The organism is Mycobacterium mantenii, from assembly GCF_001667865.1.
In the GTDB taxonomy this organism is placed as follows: Bacteria; Actinomycetota; Actinomycetes; order Mycobacteriales; family Mycobacteriaceae; genus Mycobacterium; species Mycobacterium mantenii_A.
On record NZ_LZJP01000105.1, the window covers coordinates 1 to 17,654 of the forward strand.

Consider the following 17,654-nt stretch of genomic DNA (forward strand, 5'->3'; position numbering starts at 1 on the left):
GCCCCGGCCATTAGGTAACTCTCCAAAGCGCTGGCACATGCGCTAGCGAAACCGTGGATCACCTAATGGCCGGGGCGACCGGCCGGCTTTAGCCCTCGATGATGAACTCTTCGAGCTGGGCGCGTGCGATGTCGTCGGGCAGCTGCTGTGGCGGGCTCTTCATCAAATAGGCCGACGCCGGGATCACCGGACCGCCGATGCCGCGGTCCTTTGCGATCTTGGCGGCGCGCACCGCGTCGATGATGACGCCCGCGGAGTTCGGCGAGTCCCAGACCTCGAGCTTGTACTCCAGGTTGAGCGGCACGTCGCCGAAGGCGCGGCCCTCGAGCCGCACGTAGGCCCATTTGCGGTCGTCAAGCCAGCCGACGTGGTCGGACGGGCCGATGTGCACGTCTCTGGTCTTGAACTCCCGCTGCACGTTCGACGTGACGGCCTGCGTCTTGGAGATCTTCTTGGACTCCAGCCGCTCGCGCTCGAGCATGTTGAGGAAGTCCATGTTGCCGCCGACGTTGAGCTGCATGGTGCGGTCCAGCTGCACACCGCGGTCCTCGAACAGCTTGGCCATCACGCGGTGGGTGATGGTCGCACCGACCTGGCTCTTGATGTCGTCACCGACGATCGGCACCCCGGCGTCGGCGAACTTCTTGGCCCACACCGGGTCCGAGGCGATGAACACCGGCAGCGCGTTGACGAACGCCACGCCGGCATCGATGGCGCACTGGGCGTAGAACTTGTCGGCTTCTTCGGAGCCCACCGGCAGGTAGGAGACCAACACATCGACCTTGGCCTCTTTCAGCACCTGCACCACGTCGACGGCCTCGACGTCGGACACCTCGATGGTGTCGGCGTAGTACTTACCGATGCCGTCCAGCGTCGGGCCGCGCTGCACCGTCACGTTGGTCGGCGGCACGTCGGCGATCTTGATGGTGTTGTTCTCCGACGCGAAGATCGCCTCGGACAGGTCGAAGCCAACCTTCTTGGCGTCCACGTCGAAGGCGGCGACGAACTTCACGTCGCGGACGTGATACTGGCCGAACTTCACGTGCATCAAGCCGGGCACGGTGCTGCTCGCGTCGGCGTCATAGTAGTACTGCACGCCCTGAACCAGCGAAGACGCGCAGTTACCGACGCCGACAATGGCGACTCGTACCTCCGACTGCGCCTCTTCCGCCTTCGGCGGCTGATGCTCACTCATATGGGCGTTCTCCTAACCTCTAACCACTGGGATGCTGGGGTCGTACTGGGGTTTACGTTTGCTCGGAGAGGCCGGGCATAGCCCGCTCCGCAGCGATGAGCTCGTTGAGCCACTTGACTTCGCGCTCACTGGACTCGAGCCCCAATTGATGAAGCTGACGGGTGTAGCGGTCGAACGAGCTACTCGCCCGCGCAACGGCGTCGCGCAGACCTTCCCGCCGTTCCTCGACCTGACGGCGGCGACCTTCCAGAATGCGCATCCGCGCCTCTGCCGGAGTCCGGTTGAAGAACGCCAGGTGTACCCCGAAGCCGTCATCGGTGTAGTTGTGGGGACCCGTGTCGGCCACCAGTTCACCGAAGCGCCGGCGGCCCTCGTCGGTTAGCTGGTAAACGCGCCGGGCCCGCCGGACCGGCGTCCCGGCCGGGGCGGCATCCTCGGCAATCAACCCTTCGGCCTGCATGCGCCGCAGGGCTGGGTAGAGCGAACCGTACGAAAACGCCCGGAACGCACCGAGTAGACCGGTCAGCCGTTTGCGCAACTCATAACCGTGCATGGGCGATTCGATCAGGAGACCCAGGATGGCGAGCTCCAGCAATCGGATCACCTCCCGTGAGATAGATATGCATGGCTGGTTACGACGGTTCGACGCCTCGCGCAATCGTATCGTCTCGATATATTAGCCACAACACCACTCACTGTTGGTTTGCCGTTCGTCACAGCGCAGGGGGTGCGAATCGGGCCGGGAGACGGGCCTTTACGTGGGCAGACTCATCTGCTTGACGGTGCCGTCACCCGTGAAGGCGACGTAGCCGCCTCCGTAGTCGCTGGAGACGTACAGCGAGAGCGTGAGCGCCCCGGGCGTGGTCGGGTCGGTTGCCGGCTCGACGATCAGGTAACTGGTTTTGACGTCGGACGGCTTCATGTGCAGGGTCTCGGGCGCGCCGCGCATGATGCCCACGGTCTTGGTCACGTCGAACTTGCTCAGGTCGACGGGGGCGGGGCCGTCCGAGGAACTCTTGGCCGAGCTGGTCGGATCGCCCCACCCGCCGCGGTAGGTATATGCCAGCACCCGGCGATCGTCGGCGGGGTCGGGACGGTCCAGCGCCGCGTAGGTCGGGTAGATCACCAGCCGGTAGCCGACGGTGTCCCCGAACCGCTTGCGCATCTGCTCGAGCAGCCCGGTGAGCCCGCCGACCGAATGCAGTTGTGTCGGTGGAGTGAGCACCACCGCGTTGACTCCGTCGGGTTTGGCGCCCGGGTCGGTCGTGAAGTCCAGCGGCGAGCGCGTGTTGCCGTACAGGCCCCACCCGATGCCGACGCCCAGCAGCACCGACACGACGAAGGCGGCGGCCAGCACTCCCCATCCGCCGACTCGCGGCACCTTCGGCCGCGCGTCCAGGTTGGGGAGTTGCCGCGCGGCGCTGGTCTGCAGATCGGCCACCAGGGCGTGCAAGTCGCCCAGGGTCACCGCCTTGGTGGCCGCGCTGACTCGCTCCCGGTGCTCTTCGGCGGACAGCTCGCCGTCGGCCAGGGCGCCGTCGAGGACCGTGCAGGTGTTTTGGCGGTCGCTGTCCTTGGCCCGGGTAGTCGTCGTCGCTCCGCCGCCCAGCGGTGCCCCGAGCCATTTCGCCACGGGGATGATCGTAGAAGTCCGTTCTCGGTTTGGCGCAGAAATCACCGTCGATCACCTGGCACGGCCCGCCACGGTTCGGTTGCGTATCCCCGCTTGGGATGGCGACGTACTCTGGTGGGCGTGCGACTGCAGCGACAAGTGGTGGACTACGCGCTCCGGCGGCGCTCACTGCTGGCCGAGGTGTACTCGGGCCGCACCGGTGTGTCCGAGGTGTGCGACGCGAACCCTTATCTGCTGCGGGCCGCCAAGTTTCACGGGAAACCGAGCCAGGTCATGTGTCCGATCTGCCGCAAGGAGCAGCTGACGCTGGTGTCGTGGGTGTTCGGGGAGCACCTGGGTGCGGTGTCGGGCTCGGCGCGCACGGCCGAAGAGTTGGTGATGTTGGCCACCCGCTTCGAGGAGTTCGCCGTCCACGTGGTGGAGGTGTGCCGCACCTGTAGCTGGAACCACCTCGTCAAGTCATATGTGCTCGGCGCGGCGCGCACGGCACCTCCGCCCAGGGGTACCGGACGCACGCGGACCGCGCGCAACAACGCCCGCACGGCCATTGAATAACGAAGGACGCCACAGCCAGTCGTCCGGTGACCAACGTGGGCCAGCGAGTGAGCATGTAGGCAATCAGCGTTCTACCGAGCGTCCGGACACCGACCGTCCGGACGCCGGTCGTCGGGATCCCGAACGTCGGGAGCCGCCGCCGAAATTCACCCGTCGCCGTCAGGCCCCGCCCGACGATCGGATGACCACGATCCTGCCGCCGGTTCAGGATGACCGGGCGCCACGGCGCGCGGACCCCATCGAAGAAGTCAAAGCCGCGCTGGCCGGCCCCCCGTCGACACCGTTGCGGCGCGACGCGCTCGACGAGGTCAAGGCCGCCCTGGACGGTCGGGCGCCGACGTCCGGCCGGCGCGAGCGGCCCGGCCACGGCGGCGGTCCGCCCGGCGGACCGCCCCCTCCGCCCCGGCGGCCCGGACGCCCGACAGGACCCGGCGGTCCCGGGGGGCGGCCCGTCCCACCGTGGCGCGACTGGGCCTGGACCGATCAGATCAACTGGCTGTGGGTACGGCGAGGGGCATACCTCTGTGCGGCGGTGCTGGTGCTGCTGCCGATCGTCACGTTCGCGATGGCGTACTTCATCGTCGACATCCCCAAGCCGGGTGACCTTCGCACCAACCAGGTTTCGACCATCCTGGCCAGCGACGGCTCGGAGATCGCCAAAATCATCCCGCCGGAAGGCAATAGGGTTGATGTCAACATCAACCAAGTCCCCGTGCATGTGCGCCAGGCGGTGATCGCCGCCGAAGACCGCAATTTCTACTCGAACCCGGGGTTCGATTTCAGCGGTTTCGTGCGCGCGGTGAACAACAACCTGTTCGGCAGCGGCGACCTGCAGGGCGGGTCGACGATCACCCAGCAGTACGTGAAGAACGCGCTGGTCGGTTCGGCCCAGCACGGCGTCAGCGGCCTGATGCGTAAGGCCAAGGAACTGGTCATCGCCACCAAGATGTCGGGGGAGTGGTCCAAAGACGATGTCCTGCAGGCCTATCTGAACATCATCTACTTCGGCCGGGGCGCCTACGGAATCTCCGCTGCCGCCAAGGCCTACTTCAACAAACCCGTCGAGCAACTCACGGTTTCCGAGGGCGCACTGCTGGCGGCGCTGATCCGGCGGCCTTCCTCGCTGGACCCGGCAATCGACCCGCAGGGTGCCCGTGCCCGCTGGGCGTGGGTGCTCGACGGCATGGTGGAGACCAAGGCGCTGTCGCCGAGTGATCGTTCCGCGCAGGAGTTCCCGCCGACCGTGCCGCCGGATCAGGCGCGCGCGCAGAACCAGACGACCGGGCCCAACGGGCTGATCGAGCGTCAGGTGACCAAGGAGTTGATGGAGCTGTTCAACATCGACGAGCGGACCCTGAACACCCAGGGCCTGCAGGTCACCACCACCATCGACCCGAAGGCGCAGCAGGCGGCGGAGAAGGCGGTGTCGAAGTACCTCGACGGCCAAGACCCCGACATGCGTTCGGCCGCGGTGTCGGTCGATCCGCACGACGGCGCGATTCGTGCGTACTTCGGCGGCACCGATGCCTTCGGTTTCGACTTCGCTCAGGCCGGGCTGCAGACCGGGTCGTCGTTCAAAGTGTTCGCACTGGTCGCCGCGCTCGAGCAGGGCATCGGCCTTGGTTATCAGGTGGACAGCTCCCCATTGACGGTCAACGGCATCAAGATCACCAACGTCGAGGGCGAGAGCTGCGGGACGTGCAACCTCGCCCAGGCGCTCAAGATGTCGTTGAACACCTCCTACTACCGGCTGATGCTCAAGCTCAAGGGCGGACCGCAGGCCGTCGCCGACGCCGCGCACCAAGCCGGCGTCGCAACCAGCTTCCCCGGGGTGGCCCACACGCTGTCCGAGGACGGCAAGGGCGGACCACCGAACAACGGAATTGTGCTGGGCCAGTATCAAACCCGAGTGTTCGACATGGCCTCGGCCTATGCCACGCTGGCGGCCTCCGGCGTCTACCACCGCCCGCACTTCGTCCAGAAGGTCGTCAACTCCGACGGGCAGGTCCTTTTCGACGCCGCCAACTCCGACGACAAGAACGAGCAGCGCATCCCCAAGGCCGTTGCCGACAACGTCACCGCGGCCATGGCACCGATCGCGGCCTATTCACGCGGCCACGCCCTGGCCGGCGGCAGGCCGTCGGCGGCCAAGACCGGGACCACCCAGCTCGGTGACACCACTTCCAACAAGGACGCCTGGATGGTGGGGTACACGCCGTCGCTGTCGACGGCGGTGTGGGTGGGCACGGCCAAAGGGGACAGTCCGCTGGTAACTGCCTCGGGCGGACCGGTTTACGGCTCGGGGCTGCCGTCGGACATCTGGAAGTCCACCATGGACGGGGCCCTCAAGGGCACGTCCAACGAATCGTTCCCCAAGCCGACCGAGATCGGCGGCTACGCCGGCGTGCCGGTTGCGCCTCCGCCGCCCCCGCCGCCGTCGGAGACCGTCATCCAGCCCACCATCGAAGTGGCGCCGGGCATCACCATTCCGGTCGGTCCGCCGACGACGATCACCGCGGCGCCACCGGTGCCCGGCGGTCCGCCGGGGGGCCCGGAGCCGGGCGGCCCGCCCGGTGGCTTCCCGGGTGGTGGCGTCCCGCCGGGTGGGCCCCAAGCGCCGCCGCCGCCACCGTGACCGACGCCGCGGAGCACGGCGCGACCACCTCACCGCAGCGGCTGGCCGCGGATCTGCGCAGCGCCGACAACCGAGATTGCCCGAGCCGCACCGACTTTCTGGGTGCCGCGCTCGCCGACGTCGTCGGGGGCCCGGTGGGCCGGCACGCGCTGATCGGCCGGTCGCGGCTGATGACCCCGCTGCGGGTGATGTTCATGATCGCGCTGGTCTTTTTGGCGCTGGGCTGGTCGACCAAGGCCGCCTGCCTGCAAAGCACCGGCACCGGGACCGGCGATCAGCGGGTGGCCAACTGGGACAACCAACGCGCCTACTACGAGCTGTGTTACTCCGACACCGTGCCGCTCTACAGCGCAGAGCTGTTGAGCCAGGGCAAGTTTCCCTACAAGTCGAGCTGGGTCGAGACCGACTCCACCGGCGCCCAGCAGATCCGTTACGACGGCCGGCCCGCGGTGCGCTACATGGAGTATCCGGTGCTGACGGGCATCTATCAGTACGTGTCGATGGCGTTGGCCAAGACCTACACCGCGCTGAGCAAGCTCGGCCCGCTGCCGGTGGTCGCGGAGGTGGTGATGTTCTTCAACATCGCCGCCTTCGGGCTGGCGCTGGCCTGGCTGGGCACCGTCTGGGCCAGCGCGGGCCTGTCCGGGCGACGGATCTGGGACGCCGCGCTGGTGGCCGGCTCGCCGATATTAATCTTCCAGATCTTCACCAATTTCGACGCGCTGGCAACGGCATTCGCGATGGCCGGGCTGCTGGCCTGGGCGCGACGAAAACCGGTGCTGGCCGGCGTGCTGATCGGGTTGGGTGCCGCGGCGAAGCTGTATCCGTTGCTGTTCTTAGGTCCGATGCTGCTGCTGGGTATTCGGACCGGACGCCTACGTGCGTGGGTCCGCACCGCGGTGGCGACCGGGGCGACCTGGCTGTTGGTGAACCTGCCCGTGCTGGTGTTCTTCCCGCGCGGATGGTCGGAGTTCTTCCGGCTCAATACGCGCCGCGGCGACGACATGGACTCGCTGTACAACGTCATCAAGTCGTTCACCGGATGGCGGGGTTTCGATCCCAAGCTGGGATTCTGGCAGCCACCGATCGTGCTCAACAGCGTTGTCGCGGTGCTGTTCGTGGCGTGCTGTGCGGCAATCGCGTTCGTCGTGTTGACCGCCCCGCAACGCCCCCGCGTGACGCAACTGTTGTTCTTGGTGGTGGCGGCTTTCCTGCTGACCAACAAGGTGTGGAGCCCGCAGTTCTCGCTGTGGCTGGTACCGCTGGCAGTGCTCGCCCTGCCGCATCGCCGGTTGCTGCTGGCGTGGATGACCGTCGACGCGCTCGTGTGGGTGCCGCGGATGTATTACCTGTACGGCAACCCCAACCGCTCGCTGCCCGAACAGTTCTTCACCACGACCGTGCTGCTCCGGGACATCGCGGTTATCGCGTTGTGCGCGTTGGTGATTCGGCAGATATACCGGCCCGGCGAGGATTTGGTCCGCTGGGACGGACGGGTGGACGATCCGGCGGGCGGGCCGTTCGATCGCGCGCCGGACGCCCCACCCGGGTGGCTGCCGGACTGGCTGCGACCGGTCGGGTCGCGCCGCTCGACCGCCCCAGCATCCGACGACGCCGTCGAGCAACCCGCGATGGCGAGCGGAATGGCGCCGTGACTCGCGCCGGTGACGATTATGCCGGCGCAGCCGGGATCGGAGGAATGGCGCCATGACTCGCGCCGGTGACGATGATTCCGGCCCAGCCGGGATCGGAGGAATGGCGCCATGACCCAGGTCGTCATCCCGATCTTTCCGCGATTCACCGCGCTCGACGCGGTGGGTCCTTACGAAGTGCTGCAACGCATTCCGTCGATCGATGTCGTGTTCGTCGGGCATCAGCGGGGTGAGGTGCGCACCGAGAATGGAATGCTCGGTGTCAGCTGTGACACCACCTTCGACGAGGTGAACGCACCCGACGTGGTCGTGTTCCCCGGCGGCATCGGCACCCGCCGGCTGATTCACGACGAGGCCATCCGGGCGTGGCTGCGCGCGGTACACCCCAACACCCGGTTCACCACCTCGGTGTGCACCGGTGCGCTGCTGCTGGCCGCGGCCGGATTGCTGGATGGGCTCACGGCCACCACCCATTGGCGGGCCGCCGACCTACTGAACAGCCTGGGCGCCCGCTACGTGCCGGAACGAGTCGTCGAACACCTACCGCAGCGGATCATCACCGCCGCCGGGGTGTCCAGCGGGATCGATATGGCCCTACGGCTGGTGGAGCTGCTCGTCGATCGCGAGGCCGCCCGGGCCGCCCAGCTGCTGATCGAATACGATCCGCAGCCGCCCTTCGACTCGGGAGCGCTCGCCAAAGCCGACCCCGCGACGGTCGCGCGGGCGGAGGAATACCTGGCCGCCCGCCAGTAGCGGCGTTGCCTGAGCGCTCGGATTTTTCTGGTCAGCCCGGTATCCGGTAGCCTGATGCGGTTGCCGACGCAGGCGACCCTCCTGCCACGGATCGTCCGTGGCCGCACAGACCAGAGGAGGTGGTGAGGTTTCCATGCGTCCATACGAAATCATGGTCATTCTTGACCCCACGCTCGACGAGCGAACCGTTGCCCCGTCCTTGGAGACGTTCCTCAACGTCGTCCGCAAGGATGGTGGATCCGTCGACAAGGTCGACATCTGGGGCCGGCGCCGCCTGGCCTACGAGATCGCCAAGCACGCCGAAGGCATCTACGTCGTCGTCGACCTGAAGGCCGAGCCGGCGACGGTCTCCGAGCTCGACCGCCAGCTGAGCCTGAACGAGTCGGTATTGCGCACCAAGGTGATGCGCACCGACAAGCACTAACACCTGTCGCTGAGTCGTGGGCCCACCGTCGGTGGACTTGCGTAGGCTCAGCCAGGACACGTGCCATCACCGTCGGAATAGCGAGTAGCAGGCGGAACGAGGAGGAAACTGTGGCTGGTGACACCACTATCACCGTTGTCGGAAACCTGACCGCCGACCCCGAATTGCGGTTCACGCCCTCGGGTGCCGCCGTCGCGAACTTCACCGTGGCGTCGACACCCAGGATCTACGACCGTCAGAGCGGCGAATGGAAAGACGGTGAGGCGCTGTTCCTGCGGTGCAACATCTGGCGGGAAGCGGCCGAGAATGTCGCGGAAAGCCTCACGCGTGGTGCGCGGGTGATCGTCACGGGGCGGCTCAAGCAGCGCTCTTTTGAGACTCGTGAAGGTGAGAAGCGCACCGTCGTCGAGGTCGAGGTCGACGAGATCGGCCCCTCGCTGCGCTATGCCACAGCCAAGGTCAACAAGGCCAGCCGCAGCGGCGGCGGTGGTGGCGGCGGCTTCGGCGGTGGTGGCGGCGGTGGCGGATCCCGCCAGCAGTCGGCCCCGGCGAGCGGCGCACCCGCGGACGACCCGTGGGGCAGTGCGCCCGCATCGGGCTCGTTTGGCGGCGGCGACGACGAACCGCCCTTCTGATTCAAGAAAACTTCAGTAATAGAGAACGGAAAGAAAGACAGACATGGCCAAGTCCAATAAGCGGCGCCCGGCTCCGGAAAAGCCGATTAAGGCGCGGAAATGCGTCTTCTGCTCCAAAAAGGGCCAAGAGATCGACTACAAGGACACCGCGTTGCTGCGCACGTACATCAGTGAGCGCGGCAAGATCCGGGCGCGTCGCGTCACCGGCAACTGTGTGCAGCACCAACGTGACGTCGCCATCGCGGTGAAGAATGCCCGCGAGGTGGCGCTGCTGCCCTTCACCTCCTCGGCGCGATAGTCGCCGAAGGCCTACCGAAAGTACGAAACGATGAAGCTGATTCTGACGGCTGACGTCGACCACCTTGGCACCGTCGGCGAAACTGTCGAGGTCAAGGACGGTTACGGCCGCAACTTCCTGCTCCCGCGCGGCCTTGCGATCGTGGCCTCCCGCGGCGCGCAGAAGCAGGCCGACGATATCCGCCGGGCCCGCGAAACCAAGGCGGTGCGCGACCTCGGCCATGCCAACGAACTCAAGACGGCGATCGAGGCGCTCGGTTCCGTGCCGCTGCCGGTGAAGACCGCGGCCGATTCCGGGAAGCTGTTCGGCTCGGTGACCGCCGGTGATGTCGTCGCCGCGATCAAGAAGGCCGGCGGCCCCAACCTGGACAAACGGATCGTGCGGCTGCCCAAGTCCCACATCAAAGCCGTCGGGACCCACCCGGTGGCGGTGCACCTGCACCCCGAGGTCGACGTCGAGGTCGCCCTCGAGGTCGTCGCGCAGAGCTAAGCACCCAACGTTTGCTCGGTTCCCGGCGGCGGCCATGATCGGCCCCGCCGGGCTTCGTTGTGCTGCGGACGGTCGGCCACCCTGCGTTGAGGCGGGTCGCGGACGCGCTTTCCGGCGAACTATTTCTGGGGTATGTTTCGCCACCTCGCTTTACCGGCTCGTAACGCTGGGAAAATATGGCGGAAAGCCAACACGCCCGGCGCAGTAACCTGGGCCGACACGCCGTAGAGATTCTTGTCCACACGAATTTCAGGGCGTTGTATGGCCGGTATCTGCACCGATGTCCTAGCCCTTTGTCTTAATCCACAGGTTCTCCACACCCCGCTCAACACAGGTGTCGACGGATATGCACACACGATGCACAGCTTCATAAACAGCACCCCCTTTGCCTACTCGCCAGCAACGTTTAACGTCGTCCCGGCGCCGAGCGTGTTGGTGCCGTAGGACGCAGGTGTCAGCACCTTGACTTACGCTCGATGTCGAGTATCGAATGTATGTTCGGATGCGTGAATCAGGGGAGGAGGGAATCCGTGGCGGTCGTCGATGACTTGGCGTCGGGCATGGATTCCTCGCCGCCAAGCGAGGACTTCGGACGGCAGCCACCGCAGGACCTGGCGGCCGAGCAGGCGGTGCTGGGCGGCATGCTGCTGAGCAAGGACGCCATCGCCGATGTGCTGGAACGGCTGCGGCCCGGCGACTTTTACCGCCCCGCCCACCAGAACGTGTACGACGCGATCCTCGATCTCTATGGGCGTGGTGAGCCGGCCGACGCGGTGACGGTCGCCGCGGAACTGGACCGCCGCAACCTGCTGCGCCGCATCGGCGGGGCACCGTATCTGCACACGCTGATCTCGACGGTGCCGACGGCGGCCAACGCGAGCTACTACGCGACCATCGTGGCCGAGAAGGCGCTCCTGCGGCGCCTCGTGGAGGCCGGCACCCGGGTGGTGCAGTACGGCTATGCGGGCGCCGAGGGCGCGGACGTGGCCGAGGTGGTCGACCGCGCGCAGGCCGAGATCTACGAGGTGGCCGAGCGCCGGACGTCGGAGGATTTCGTTCCGCTCGAGGATCTGCTGCAGCCGACCATGGACGAGATCGACGCCATCGCCTCCAACGGGGGCGTCGCGCGCGGCGTGCCGACCGGCTTCACCGAGCTCGACGAGGTGACCAACGGTCTGCACGCCGGGCAGATGATCATCGTGGCGGCGAGGCCCGGCGTGGGCAAATCGACACTGGGACTGGATTTTTTGCGGTCCTGCTCAATCAAGCACCGCATGGCCAGCGTCATCTTCTCGCTGGAGATGAGCAAGTCCGAGATCGTCATGCGGCTGCTGTCCGCGGAAGCGAAGATCAAACTCGCCGACATGCGCTCCGGTCGCATGAGCGACGAGGACTGGACGCGGCTGGCGCGGCGGATGAGCGAAATCAGCGAGGCGCCGCTGTATATCGACGACTCGCCGAACCTGACGATGATGGAGATCCGGGCCAAGGCGCGCCGGCTGCGGCAGAAATCCGACCTGCGCCTGGTCGTGGTTGATTACCTGCAGCTGATGTCGTCGGGGAAGAAGGTCGAGTCGCGGCAGCTCGAGGTGTCCGAGTTCTCGCGCCACCTCAAGCTTTTGGCCAAGGAACTCGAGGTTCCCGTCGTCGCGATCAGCCAGCTGAACCGCGGTCCCGAGCAGCGCACCGACAAGAAGCCGATGCTGTCGGACCTTCGTGAGTCGGGATCGCTGGAACAGGATGCCGACATGGTGATCCTGCTGAACCGGCCGGACGCGTTCGAGCGCGACGATCCGCGTGGGGGAGAGGCGGATTTCATTCTCGCCAAACACCGCAACGGCCCCACCAAGACGGTGACGGTCGCGCACCAGCTGCACCTGTCGCGCTTCACCAACATGGCGCGGTGATCGGAGTCAGCGGAAGCGGATGTTCAACGTCGCCAGGCCAAAGATCTTGCGGCCGGCCGACTTTGCGCCGACGATTACGACTCCGGTGCGGGTTTCCGGGTCCAGTGACTTGATCCGGCCGCTGTATTCGATGTCGGCGCCCTCGGTGGCCGACACGATCACGGGCTGGGACAGCCGCACCGCGTAGCGAGTAACCGCACCGGGATCGCCCGACCAGGCGGAGCCGAATCCGGCACCCAATGCCATGGTGAGCATGCCGTGTGCGATCACGTCGGGCTGCCCCGCCAGTTTGGCGAGATTCTCGTCCCAATGAAGCGGGTTGGCGTCGCAGGCCACCCCGGAGTAGTTCACCAGGTCGCCGCGCGACAGTCGGGCGTGGTGCACCGGTAACTCGTCGCCGACCTTTACGTCATCGAAGGATGGTGTCCCCGGGGTCCGGGTTGTGCCTCCGTGGGCGATCCGAACCTCGTCCGCGGGCCGCACCGTCTTCTGGTAGTCCGCTTCGGAGTAGTCGATTCCGGCGAGGTTCACGTCGTGCATCATCACTTGCTGCGCGACCGTCCTGATCGCCGGATCGACATCCTCGGCGGTGACGCCGACGACGGTGGTGTGCAGGGTGTGCACCCGCTCGCCGGCGGTATCGGTGAATGTATTGGTCACGGTGATCAAGTCTCTGCCGGCGATTCTGCGCACCGACGATAATTCGACGTCAATCTGCAGTTCGTCGCCGGCCACGATCGGCCGGTGCTGTTCGAAGACTTCTTCCGTCTGCAGATACATCTCGTAACCGATGACGACCGACTCGAACAAGTGTCGATTGGCTGCCATAGCCGGAGCCGACGTGAACGTCAGCGGGGCCACGAGGTCCGAATATCCGAGTTCAGCGGCAGCGGCGAGTTTCCAGTGCGCAGGGTGATAGTCCTGCACCGCGCGGGCGAACTCGCGCACCTTCTCGCGGCCGACCTGGTAACTGTCGTCGATCTGGTAGTAGTGGCCGACCCGTGATTCGAGCACCGATGTTTCTGCTGCTGCTGTCATGAATAGCCCAACTTTTCTGGCCGCCTGTTCACGGATGTCGACCTACGCACACTAACGTGTCGACACCAGGCCACCGGAGGCCGCGCCGTTCGCCGTTGTTGGCCTACTGATCACGTGGCGGATACCTGGTCATGTCACCGTGCTCAGGTGCGAGCGGAACCGTCGGTGGGCCAATCACGCCTGGCTGGCCGGTTCCATGCCTGGTGTGAGGCGTTCGTCGCGCGTCTGCCGTTCGGGCTCGGGGCAATCGTCGCACCGACGTTCGTCGGCTTCTGCGTGATCAACGCCTTCACCTTCGCCCTCGATCTGACGATCCTCACCAGCCTGCGCGGGGTGCTCGGCCTGGCGGTGCCGATCGCCGTGACGGTTGCGTACGTTTGCGCCTTCGCGCTCAGCTACGCGCTCAATCGCGTTTTCAACTTTCGGTCGCATGCGCCCGTCGGACCCCAGGTGGTGGTCTACGTCGCGGTGGTCGTCGTCAACTACTTGGCGTTCATCCTCGGGGTCACCACCGCGTTGGTGGCCTTCGGATTGCAATACCAGCTGTCTCGACTGGCGGCGGGCATGTGTGAGGCGGTGTACATGTACAGCGCGCTGCGATGGGTGGTCTTTCGCCGCTGAGCCGTGCGCCGACGCGCAGTTGGTGGCCGAGGTGTAGCCCGTGCGTGACCTTGCCGCGACGGCGACGCAGGACGCTCAACACGTGACGGTAATCGCGGTCATCGCCGCGCTCGCGACGGCAACTTGCGTCGGCTACTTTCTCGGACGGCGCGCGGCCTCGACACCGCCAAGCTGGCGGAAGCGCACGAGTCGGATCGCGCTGGGCAGACAGGCCATCAACCTGCTCGCGCTGATCACGGCACGCCGGATCCAGCAGCGCTTCCAGGCCGAGCGCCTGCTCTCCGACCTGGCCGGCAGATACGGGTTGAGAATCACTGCGCCACTTCAACTTCGACGCGGTGGTGTGGTGCGGTCACGGTCCTACTAGAGTGCACTGGCATGGCTGCACTCCAGGACAAGGTGGCGTTGGTGACTGGGGCGTCGTCGGGCCTGGGCGCCGAAACGGCCAGGTTGTTTTCCCGGCAGGGCGCAACGGTTTTCGGCATCGGCCGCGACCCCGGACGCTTGGCCGAGGTGTTCGCCGACGTCGAACGCGGCGGATTTGTCTCGGTGGACATCGGTTCGGCGCAGGCCTGCCAGGATGCGGTCGAGCAGTGCGTCGGTGACTTCGGTGGACTGGACGTCCTCGTCAACGTGGCCGGGCACCACCAGATGCGCCGGACGGAGTCGATGACCGACGACGACTGGGAACACGACCTCGCGGTCAACCTGAACGGGCCGTTCTTCCTGTGCAGGGCGGCGCTGCCACACCTGCTGAAACGCGGCGGAAACATCGTCAATGTCAGCTCCATCGCCGGCGTCGAGGGCCAGGCGTATTCGGCCGGCTACTGCGCCGCCAAGCATGGCCTGATCGGTCTCACCCGCGCGCTGGCGGTGGAGTACACGGCGGATCGGTTGCGGGTCAACGCGGTATGCCCCGGCGGCATGCTCACACCGCAAATCGAACGATTCAGCGCGCCGGACGATCCCAACTACGACCTGATCATGCGAACAGCCTCACCGCGCGGCATGATGCAGCCCCTCGACGTCGCCAACGTCATCGCCTTCCTCGCCGGCGACGCCGCGGCCGCCATCCATGGCGCGGTCTATCGGGTCGACAACGGCAAGGGGGCCGGATAGCCCGGCCGGTCACCAGATCAGCGCGTCGAACATCAGCGCTGTGCCGGCGGCGCTGAAGGCCTGATACACGGGTTCCATGCGCGCGAGGCGTGCCGCCGTCGGTGTCCGGGCCAGCTGCCGTTCGCCGACGAAGCGGTATGCCCAATACAACGCCACCGCGGCAAACCCCACCACCCCTAGCCAATTCGCGGCGGCTACCCAGGACAATCCCGTCGTCGCCGGCGACATGTCGCGTCCCGGCGACTGCATGCCGGGCATGGCCATCACCGCAGAATTCGACCGTGAGTCGATGCCCGGCACACCCCCGCTCATCACCGCGTACATCCACGCCATCGCCGCCATCATCGCCGCGTAGTACCACGTCTTCAGCCGCTGGCGAGATGCCGATGAGGACCACACCGCCACGCCCACAAACCAGACTCCGGCCAGCAAAAAGAAGAGCATCGGTCCTATCGCCGGGAGGCTCATCCCGACCCGCCACACCATCGACACCATCGCGACCGACATCGCCAGATGCAGCAGATGATTGACCCGGCATGTCCACCGATCACCCTGCGCGACAGCGAGGTACGCGTACATCGTGATGCTGACCCCGAAAAGAATGGTGACCGCGCAGCGCAGTGGGACGTCGCCGATCATCGCCTGCAATTTCCTGATTTGGAGAATGCCGCCCGCCGTAGCTCCGTGCCCATGCCCGCTACCGTACCCCTCCGGGGTATCTCGGTACCGACCGCATGTACCCGCGTGCGGTAACGGTTCGAGCACGTTTCAATCACCCCCCGACACGTCGTGCGGCACCGCGCTTCTCGTGGTTGACAATTCGGGGCATGACGCAATCGCGGGAGTCCGACGATGGCGCGTGAAATCTCGCGGCAGACGTTTCTGCGGGGCGCGGTCGGTGCGTTGGCCGCCGGTGCGGTCCTCGGCGCACCCCGGGTGGCGGCCGACCCGAGAGCTACCGGCTGGGAGGGCCTATCCACGGCCCTCGGCGGCAAGGTGGTACTCCCGGACAGCCCCCAATTCGCCGGAGCCAAACAGGTTTTCAACACCAACTACAACGGGTTCACGCCGGCGGCGGTCGTGACCCCGACGTCGGCCGCCGATGTGCAAAAGGCGTTGGCCTTCGCCGCGGCCCACAACCTCAAGGTTGCCCCGCGCAGCGGCGGCCACTCCTACATCGGGGCATCGACCGCGAACGGCACCATGGTGCTCGACCTGCGCCAGTTGCCCGGGGATGCGAACTACGACGCCGCCACCGGGCAGGTCACGGTGACTCCGGCGACGAGCCTGTACACGATGCACCGGACACTGGCCGCGGCCGGCCGGGGCGTCCCGACCGGTACCTGCCCGTCGGTCGGTGCTGCGGGGCACGCGCTGGGCGGCGGCATGGGCGCCCAGTCCCGGCACGCCGGGCTGCTCTGTGACCAATTGACATCGGCGTCGGTGGTGCTGCCCAGCGGCCAGGCGGTCACCGCGTCGGCCGCCAGCAACCCCGACCTGTTCTGGGCGCTGCGCGGCGGCGGCGGCGGCAATTTCGGTGTGACGACCTCGCTGACCTTCGCCACATTTCCCACCAAGGACGTCGACGTCGTCAACCTGAACTTTCCGCCGCAGTCGTTCGCGCAGGTCCTCGTCGGTTGGCAGAACTGGCTGCGCACCGCCGACCGCAACAGTTGGGCACTGGCGGACGCCACCGTCGACCCGATGGGCATGCATTGCCGGATCCTGGCGACCTGCCCGGCCGGGTCGGGTAACAGCGCCGCGGCCGCCATCACCCAAGCGGTGGGACTGCAACCGTCGGGCACCGAGAACCACACGTTCAACTACATGGACCTGGTCAATTATCTGGCCGTCGGTAACCTCAACCCGTCGCCGCTCGGGTATGTCGGCGGATCCGATGTCTTCGCCACCGTGAACGCCGGCGTGGCGCAGGGGATCGCCTCGGCGGTCAACGCCTTTCCCCGCGGGGCCGGCCGCATGTTGGCCATCATGCACGCCCTGGACGGCGCGCTGGCCACGGTCGCGCCGAGCGCCACGGCGTTTCCGTGGCGTCGGGAGGGGGCGCTGGTGCAGTGGTACGTGGAGACGGGCGATCCCGCGGCCGCGACGAACTGGCTCAACTCGGCACATCAAGCGGTGCAACAATATTCGGTCGGCGGCTACGTGAACTATATCGAGGCCAACCAGTCGCCGTCGCGCTATTTCGGCCCGAACCTGTCCCGGCTGAGCGCGGTGCGGCAGAAATACGATCCCGGCCGGGTCATGTTCTCTGGGCTGAATTACTAGCCGGCGAGCGTCCCGCCGGGCGGGATCCGCGGACCGCCGACACTCGATGGTTAGTCGGACTTGGCACTGGGTACTTCCACTATGTCTGTGGCGAGTTAGAGGGGTTGGCGAATGGCAATCGAGCACGGTCGTGCACGGTGCCCGCGTTGCATGGCGTGGGCGCAGTACCGGTTTCTTGAGCGGGATGCCGACAAGCTCGAGTATCAGGTCCACTGCGATGCGTGCGGCAACCTGTACTCCGAGGTCACCGTCGCCTCGACCGTCGTCACCACGCCGGCCGCGTAGGCGGCCGTCCTCGGGGGTCGTTACGCCTGCCGTTTGCGGGCGTGACCTGCTACATTACGGATCTCGTTGCTGGTGTAAAGTCTGGACCGCGAGTAAAGACGCCCCCACACTGGAGCAGCGCCTGGTGCG

19 protein-coding genes are annotated in these 17,654 nt (G+C 66.5%); 14 read left to right on the forward strand and 5 right to left on the reverse strand.

What is annotated here, in order from left to right:
• Positions 1 to 88 precede the first annotated feature (88 nt).
• The 3 genes from A5688_RS19970 to A5688_RS19980 form a co-directional block, all read right to left on the reverse strand.
• Complete coding sequence (locus A5688_RS19970; protein ID WP_067910067.1) at positions 89 to 1,195, reverse strand: inositol-3-phosphate synthase; 1,107 nt, start codon at positions 1,193 to 1,195, stop codon at positions 89 to 91.
• Positions 1,196 to 1,247: 52 nt separating this feature from the next.
• Complete coding sequence (locus A5688_RS19975) at positions 1,248 to 1,790, reverse strand: PadR family transcriptional regulator (RefSeq protein WP_067257326.1); 543 nt, start codon at positions 1,788 to 1,790, stop codon at positions 1,248 to 1,250.
• Positions 1,791 to 1,949: 159 nt separating this feature from the next.
• Positions 1,950 to 2,828 (reverse strand): DUF1707 SHOCT-like domain-containing protein, encoded by an 879-nt coding sequence (locus A5688_RS19980; RefSeq protein ID WP_067839099.1) that lies wholly within the window; start codon positions 2,826 to 2,828, stop codon positions 1,950 to 1,952.
• 120 nt (positions 2,829 to 2,948) lie between these two features.
• Between A5688_RS19980 and A5688_RS19985 the strand changes: the two genes are divergently transcribed.
• The 9 genes from A5688_RS19985 to dnaB all read left to right on the forward strand — a co-directional run bounded on the left by A5688_RS19985 (position 2,949) and on the right by dnaB (position 12,176).
• Positions 2,949 to 3,383, forward strand: coding sequence for a DUF5318 family protein (locus tag A5688_RS19985; RefSeq protein WP_065029591.1), 435 nt, complete (start codon positions 2,949 to 2,951; stop codon positions 3,381 to 3,383).
• Between the two features lie 181 nt (positions 3,384 to 3,564).
• Positions 3,565 to 6,018: a transglycosylase domain-containing protein gene (locus A5688_RS19990; RefSeq protein WP_242660258.1), complete on the forward strand. Its 2,454-nt coding sequence runs from the start codon at positions 3,565 to 3,567 to the stop codon at positions 6,016 to 6,018.
• Positions 6,015 to 7,673: a glycosyltransferase family 87 protein gene (locus A5688_RS19995; protein ID WP_067910072.1), complete on the forward strand. Its 1,659-nt coding sequence runs from the start codon at positions 6,015 to 6,017 to the stop codon at positions 7,671 to 7,673. Before A5688_RS19990 ends, A5688_RS19995 begins: the two co-directional genes overlap by 4 nt.
• A gap of 108 nt (positions 7,674 to 7,781) precedes the next feature.
• Positions 7,782 to 8,423, forward strand: a complete 642-nt coding sequence (locus A5688_RS20000; RefSeq protein WP_067839108.1) for a DJ-1/PfpI family protein — start codon at positions 7,782 to 7,784, stop codon at positions 8,421 to 8,423.
• Positions 8,424 to 8,556: 133 nt separating this feature from the next.
• A complete protein-coding gene (rpsF, locus tag A5688_RS20005; RefSeq protein ID WP_007771721.1) occupies positions 8,557 to 8,847 on the forward strand; it encodes a 30S ribosomal protein S6 in 291 nt (96 codons plus the stop codon).
• A 110-nt stretch (positions 8,848 to 8,957) separates the two neighbouring features.
• Positions 8,958 to 9,482 carry a single-stranded DNA-binding protein gene (locus A5688_RS20010; protein ID WP_067910075.1) on the forward strand — a complete coding sequence of 175 codons (525 nt, stop codon included), beginning with the start codon at positions 8,958 to 8,960 and terminating at the stop codon, positions 9,480 to 9,482.
• Positions 9,483 to 9,525: 43 nt separating this feature from the next.
• Positions 9,526 to 9,780, forward strand: a complete 255-nt coding sequence (gene rpsR / locus A5688_RS20015) for a 30S ribosomal protein S18 (protein ID WP_067839118.1) — start codon at positions 9,526 to 9,528, stop codon at positions 9,778 to 9,780.
• A 30-nt stretch (positions 9,781 to 9,810) separates the two neighbouring features.
• Positions 9,811 to 10,269, forward strand: coding sequence for a 50S ribosomal protein L9 (rplI, locus tag A5688_RS20020; protein WP_067910078.1), 459 nt, complete (start codon positions 9,811 to 9,813; stop codon positions 10,267 to 10,269).
• Between the two features lie 530 nt (positions 10,270 to 10,799).
• Entirely contained in the window at positions 10,800 to 12,176 is a 1,377-nt protein-coding gene (gene dnaB, locus A5688_RS20025) for a replicative DNA helicase (protein ID WP_007771724.1), read from the forward strand.
• 6 nt (positions 12,177 to 12,182) lie between these two features.
• On the opposite strand, the gene A5688_RS20030 is transcribed toward dnaB, so the two are convergent.
• Complete coding sequence (locus tag A5688_RS20030) at positions 12,183 to 13,214, reverse strand: fused (3R)-hydroxyacyl-ACP dehydratase subunits HadA/HadB (RefSeq protein WP_067910080.1); 1,032 nt, start codon at positions 13,212 to 13,214, stop codon at positions 12,183 to 12,185.
• A gap of 147 nt (positions 13,215 to 13,361) precedes the next feature.
• On the opposite strand from A5688_RS20030, the gene A5688_RS20035 reads away from it, so the two are divergent.
• The 3 genes from A5688_RS20035 (at position 13,362) to A5688_RS20045 (ending at position 14,954) form a co-directional block, all read left to right on the forward strand.
• Positions 13,362 to 13,835, forward strand: coding sequence for a GtrA family protein (locus tag A5688_RS20035; protein WP_067910083.1), 474 nt, complete (start codon positions 13,362 to 13,364; stop codon positions 13,833 to 13,835).
• Between the two features lie 82 nt (positions 13,836 to 13,917).
• Entirely contained in the window at positions 13,918 to 14,202 is a 285-nt protein-coding gene (locus tag A5688_RS20040; protein WP_067910102.1) for a hypothetical protein, read from the forward strand.
• Positions 14,203 to 14,213: 11 nt separating this feature from the next.
• Positions 14,214 to 14,954, forward strand: coding sequence for an SDR family NAD(P)-dependent oxidoreductase (locus A5688_RS20045; protein WP_067910086.1), 741 nt, complete (start codon positions 14,214 to 14,216; stop codon positions 14,952 to 14,954).
• A gap of 9 nt (positions 14,955 to 14,963) precedes the next feature.
• On the opposite strand, the gene A5688_RS20050 is transcribed toward A5688_RS20045, so the two are convergent.
• Positions 14,964 to 15,593, reverse strand: a complete 630-nt coding sequence (locus A5688_RS20050) for a DUF5134 domain-containing protein (RefSeq protein ID WP_067910089.1) — start codon at positions 15,591 to 15,593, stop codon at positions 14,964 to 14,966.
• 213 nt (positions 15,594 to 15,806) lie between these two features.
• On the opposite strand from A5688_RS20050, the gene A5688_RS20055 reads away from it, so the two are divergent.
• Both A5688_RS20055 and A5688_RS28360 read left to right on the forward strand, forming a co-directional pair.
• A complete protein-coding gene (locus A5688_RS20055) occupies positions 15,807 to 17,240 on the forward strand; it encodes an FAD-binding oxidoreductase (RefSeq protein WP_067910092.1) in 1,434 nt (477 codons plus the stop codon).
• Positions 17,241 to 17,390: 150 nt separating this feature from the next.
• On the forward strand, positions 17,391 to 17,525 hold the full coding sequence (locus A5688_RS28360) for a hypothetical protein (RefSeq protein ID WP_278185190.1): 135 nt from the start codon (positions 17,391 to 17,393) through the stop codon (positions 17,523 to 17,525).
• The last annotated feature ends 129 nt before the right edge of the window (positions 17,526 to 17,654 follow it).

Bases quoted from the DNA above. Each gene is read 5' to 3' on its own strand.
- A5688_RS19970 (WP_067910067.1), bottom strand. From the start codon at position 1,195: ATGAGTGAGCATCAGCCGCCGAAGGCGGAAGAGGCGCAGTCGGAGGTA.
- A5688_RS19990 (WP_242660258.1), top strand. From the start codon at position 3,565: ATGACCACGATCCTGCCGCCGGTTCAGGATGACCGGGCGCCACGGCGC.
- A5688_RS20000 (WP_067839108.1), top strand. From the start codon at position 7,782: ATGACCCAGGTCGTCATCCCGATCTTTCCGCGATTCACCGCGCTCGAC.
- rpsF (WP_007771721.1), top strand. From the start codon at position 8,557: ATGCGTCCATACGAAATCATGGTCATTCTTGACCCCACGCTCGACGAG.
- rpsR (WP_067839118.1), top strand. From the start codon at position 9,526: ATGGCCAAGTCCAATAAGCGGCGCCCGGCTCCGGAAAAGCCGATTAAG.
- rplI (WP_067910078.1), top strand. From the start codon at position 9,811: ATGAAGCTGATTCTGACGGCTGACGTCGACCACCTTGGCACCGTCGGC.
- A5688_RS20030 (WP_067910080.1), bottom strand. From the start codon at position 13,214: ATGACAGCAGCAGCAGAAACATCGGTGCTCGAATCACGGGTCGGCCAC.
- A5688_RS20045 (WP_067910086.1), top strand. From the start codon at position 14,214: ATGGCTGCACTCCAGGACAAGGTGGCGTTGGTGACTGGGGCGTCGTCG.
- A5688_RS20050 (WP_067910089.1), bottom strand. From the start codon at position 15,593: ATGATCGGCGACGTCCCACTGCGCTGCGCGGTCACCATTCTTTTCGGG.
- A5688_RS20055 (WP_067910092.1), top strand. From the start codon at position 15,807: ATGGCGCGTGAAATCTCGCGGCAGACGTTTCTGCGGGGCGCGGTCGGT.
- A5688_RS28360 (WP_278185190.1), top strand. From the start codon at position 17,391: ATGGCGTGGGCGCAGTACCGGTTTCTTGAGCGGGATGCCGACAAGCTC.